This window comes from Hyalangium sp. (genome assembly GCF_045802625.1).
Lineage (GTDB): Bacteria > Myxococcota > Myxococcia > Myxococcales > Myxococcaceae > Hyalangium.
Map to the genome: position 1 here is coordinate 1 of NZ_JBJMQP010000253.1, position 3979 is coordinate 3979.

Below are 3979 nucleotides of genomic sequence, written 5' to 3' on the forward strand. Positions count from 1 at the left end.
ACGGCTGGGGACAGCGGCACGGCCACGGCTGGGGACAGCGGCACGGCCACGGCTGGGGACAGCGGCACGGCCACGGCTGGGGACAGCGGCACGGCCACGGCTGGGTACAGAGGCACGGCCACGGCTGGGGACAGCGGCACCGTGCAGATCAGGTGGTGGGACGGTGCTGTCGAGCGCTGGCGGATCGTCACCGGCTACATCGGCGAAGACGGCCTCGAGCCGGGCGTTAAGTATCGCCTGGACGCTGGCGGCCGTCTCGTTCGCGCTGACGTCACCGCAACCACCTAGCCCGCGTTGAGCTGGAGGCGAGTGAGCGGTCGGCGCTCGCCTCCAGCTCCGCGGCCCCATCGGGAGGCCAGCAATGCACTGTCCAGTCTGCTTTTCCATCAAGACCTCGGTAAGCCGTACCCTCCGCGCAGGCAGCGTCGTGGTCAGAATGCGCGACTGTGAATGCGGCGCGAATTGGCAGTCGGAGGAGAAGATCGTCAAGCGCTCCGTGCAGTCGGCCAAGCCAGGTGATGGATTCGGCCGTATCTCCATTGCGCCCGCGATCAAGGCCTTCGTCACGCAGCGCGACGGAGACGTTTGTAGGTACTGCGGCGGACCTGCCAAGGGCGGCATTGACCACGTCGTGCCACTCGCTGCGCGGGTGCCGCTGGGCATTGCGCGAGATGAGGAGCTCGCCCGTCGGACCTCTGCTGAGAATCTCGCCTCGTGCTGCCTTCCGTGCAATCTGCGCAAGGGATCGGAGCACGACGGCCGCCAGCAGAAGCGCTTCTACGATCGACCAAAACGCCACCTGGCCGCTACCGGTGGCACTAATAGCGCACCGGTAGCACCCGCAAAGGCGACTCGCACTAATGAAATTGCGGACTTAGACGTCGGCTCTAGCGATAGCCTCGCCCGTGGGGAGGGTTTGGGTGGGGTCTCTCAGTCCGGTCTGCTCTTTCCGATCTCTGCATCCGGCCCTTCTCAGCCCTCCGATCCGGATCGTCCCGAACGGAAGCCGAAGAGATCAACCGCGCGCGCGACGGGAGAGACCGACGCGTTCCTGGCGTTCTGGGCAGAGCAGCTGCGCAAGGTCGCCAAGGTCAACGCGCTCAAGGCATGGCACAAGCAAGGCTGCGAGGAGATCGCGCCCGCGGTGCTCGCCGGCTGGCGTGCGCAGCTCCCGACGATGCGGGCGCGCGAGCTCGAGAAGGTGCCTCACCCGGCCTCGTGGCTGAACGGCAGGCGCTGGCAGGACGTGCTCGAGGTGCCGCAGGGCCAGGGCGCGAAGGGCGCGGCGCCGAGCTCGCCCTATTGCGCCTGGCATCGCGACGGCGCGAAGTCGCGCATTGCGAGCCGCTTCCCGGACCCTGCGTGCCCTGATTGCAAGACGCACGCGGCGCGGGCTGCTGCGCGCTCCAGCGAGCCGGCGGGGTTCGAGATGCCGAAGTGGATGGAGCCGAGCCATGGGTGATCTGACGCCCAGGGAAGACCCTCGCAAGCGGGTGCACTGGTACGAGCGGATGGTCCAGAAGTACCCCCGCCTCGCCGCCTTCGACGCGCAGGGAGTGAGCCGGCCGACGGGACCGCCAACGAAACCGCCGCGCGGCCCCATCTCGCAGGACGAGCTGCTCGCGGGTCTGGCCGAGAACATCCGCGAGACCGCGGTGGAGCTCGGCTACTGGCAGGAGCAGCTCCGGGAGTTCCGGCAATGGTCGGTGTCGGGGGGGCCTGGCTCGGAGGAAGCCTGGGAGTCGGACCTGCTCGGCGGGCTCGTGTCTCGGTACATCGCAGAGCAACGGCATTGGCGGGGTTACCTCGAACGGGAGAGGCAACGGGGCCGCCAACAACAGCAAGGAGCGCAGAGATGATCATCAACCGGGACACCTATTCATTGCACAGCCTCTTCGGGCCACGCCTCGACCGGACGCTCGTCCGCTTCAGGCGCATCACGGGGCTCGACCTGCGCGCCTACGAGACGTGGCGCTCCCCGCTGCGCCAGGAGGCGGAGTACGAGCTCGGGCGGACGAAGCTCGGGCCGCGTCCCTCAGCCGAGCGCCCAATGGGCGGTTGTGTGACCTGGGCGAAGCCCTGGCACTCGCTGCACCAATTCGGCCTGGCGGCTGACCTGGTCTTCTTCGTCGATGGCAAGTGGAGCTGGGAGGAGCCGGAGCCCGGGGCGTACGCAAGGCTGCACGCCATTGCAAAGAAGGAGGGGCTCACCCCGCTCTACAACCGCAAAGGCCAGCTCATCGAGCAGGGGCACCTCCAGCTCGCGAGCGTGACCGCGGACGAGCTGCTCGCGGGCTGCAACTACGACGACACCGACGCGTGGTCGGACCAGCTCATGGCGTATTTGCACGATTGGGCGGCGGCCGGCAACAGCGGCGGCCCTCCTGCTCCCATCCAGCGGCCCGAAGCGCTCGCGGAGGCGTCGTGAACCTCTTGACGCTGGTCAGGAGCTGGCTCGGCCGCAGCAATGGCGCGCCCCGGCTCATCCTCGGCAGCAACGCTGCCTGGTGGCCCAAAGACGATCTCCCGCTGAACCTCTGGGTGGATTGGGGGCTTTCGAGCGAAGCGCGCCCGGCGCAGCTCTTCGCGGCGGTGCTCTCCTTGGGACGCGGGAATTTCCTCTGGCCCGTCGACCTGCAGGCGGAGACGCGCAATGCGTTCTTCGCGAACCGGGCGACGTTCCGAAGCGCCGTAGTGATCCAACCGTACACGGTCACCTCGGCGCCCGGGCGATTCACGTGCACGACGGACATCCGCTTCGACCGCACGAGCGGCGAGATGCACAACGCCCTGGTGGAGTGGAACCTCTACCCCGGGGACGACGTGGGCAACGTGGCGCGGCTCACCCACGAGCTCGGGCATTGCCTGGGCCTCGGGCATTGCGACGGTACCGTGATGCAGGAGCGGGTCAGCGATTGGACGGGGCTCCGCGGGTTCAATGCGGAGCAGGTGAAGTACCTCAATGGCCTTCGGGCCTGAACGGAGAGACACGATGGCAACGAAGGCGAAAACCAAGACGAAGCGCCCGGCGAAGACGGCGCGCGCGACCGGAAATATCCATGACCGAGAGTACGAGGCTTTTCTCACCTCATTGAGTTTCAGCATTGGTACGAGCGCTGGGGCTGGGCCTATATTCCAGACTGATGTGGACCCTGAGGCGCTGTGGAAGGCGTATCTACGGGCATTTGCCCCGGCCGATTGGAAGTTTCACGACTGCAGCGCGTGTCGCGGGTTCATCAAGCGTTTCGGAGGCCTGGTCACCATCGGCGAGGATGGGCGGGCGACGCCGCTCGTGTGGATGAGGGGCGTGCCGAAGGAGTACGAGCCCGCATTCGCAGCGGCTCGCAAGTGCGTGTCGAGGGCGGCCGTGAAGGGCGTCTTCTATTCGAAGGAGCACGTCCTGGGGACGCCGACCACGGGCATCTGGCGGCACATGGCGGCCCTTGCCCCCGGCGGCACCGTCGCACCCCACGCGGGACCCAAGATGGCCGAAAAGCGCGAGGACTTCACCAACGTCCTCCGTGCGCTGGAGGAGTTCCCGCTCAAGCTGGTGGAACGCGCAATCGAGGTGCTCGACACGGCGGTCCTCTATCGAGGCGAGAAGGTTCTCGGGCAGGCGATCTTCCTGCGCGACCTCCACGTGGCACGTCGAGACGCTGGGTTCTCGCACCTGCGAGAGAACCTCACGTGGCGAGCCATTGCGAACGCCCCGGCTGGTTTCTGCCACCCTCGGTCGTCCATGATCGGAACCCTCCTGGAAGACCTCGCCAGCGGCGCGAGTGTCGAGAGCGCGAAGGCGCGCTTCGAGGCGAAGATGGACCCGCTGAAGTACCTGCGCCCGACGGTTGTCCCGTCGGCGCAGAACGTCATGCGGGCTGAGAAGCTGGTCGAGGAGCTCGGCATTGCCCGCGCCCTCGAGCGACGCTTCGCCCGCCTTGACGAGGTAGAGGCCTTGTGGAGCGCGCCCGTACCCGCCCGG

The 3979-nt window shown here is 67.4% G+C and carries 6 protein-coding genes; all 6 read left to right on the top strand.

Annotated features, from left to right (window positions below):
• A partial coding sequence (locus ACJ8AT_RS39300) for a hypothetical protein (RefSeq protein ID WP_407743130.1) occupies positions 1-288 on the top strand: 288 nt, incomplete at its 5' end.
• A 73-nt stretch (positions 289-361) separates the two neighbouring features.
• The gene (locus tag ACJ8AT_RS39305; RefSeq protein WP_407743131.1) at positions 362-1462 is read left to right on the top strand and encodes an HNH endonuclease; all 1101 of its coding nucleotides are present in this window, start codon (positions 362-364) and stop codon (positions 1460-1462) included.
• Entirely contained in the window at positions 1455-1859 is a 405-nt protein-coding gene (locus ACJ8AT_RS39310; RefSeq protein WP_407743132.1) for a hypothetical protein, read from the top strand. Before ACJ8AT_RS39305 ends, ACJ8AT_RS39310 begins: the two co-directional genes overlap by 8 nt.
• Positions 1856-2428 (top strand): M15 family metallopeptidase, encoded by a 573-nt coding sequence (locus ACJ8AT_RS39315; protein ID WP_407743133.1) that lies wholly within the window; start codon positions 1856-1858, stop codon positions 2426-2428. The genes ACJ8AT_RS39310 and ACJ8AT_RS39315 overlap by 4 nt, the downstream gene beginning before the upstream one ends.
• Positions 2429-2433: 5 nt before the next feature.
• Positions 2434-2979, top strand: coding sequence for a hypothetical protein (locus ACJ8AT_RS39320; RefSeq protein WP_407743134.1), 546 nt, complete (start codon positions 2434-2436; stop codon positions 2977-2979).
• Between the two features lie 13 nt (positions 2980-2992).
• The coding region (locus ACJ8AT_RS39325) for a hypothetical protein (protein ID WP_407743135.1) at positions 2993-3979 on the top strand (987 nt) is incomplete at its 3' end.

Excerpts from the sequence above, each read along its gene's own strand:
- ACJ8AT_RS39305 (WP_407743131.1), top strand. The coding sequence starts at position 362 with ATGCACTGTCCAGTCTGCTTTTCCATCAAGACCTCGGTAAGCCGTACC.
- ACJ8AT_RS39310 (WP_407743132.1), top strand. The coding sequence starts at position 1,455 with ATGGGTGATCTGACGCCCAGGGAAGACCCTCGCAAGCGGGTGCACTGG.
- ACJ8AT_RS39315 (WP_407743133.1), top strand. The coding sequence starts at position 1,856 with ATGATCATCAACCGGGACACCTATTCATTGCACAGCCTCTTCGGGCCA.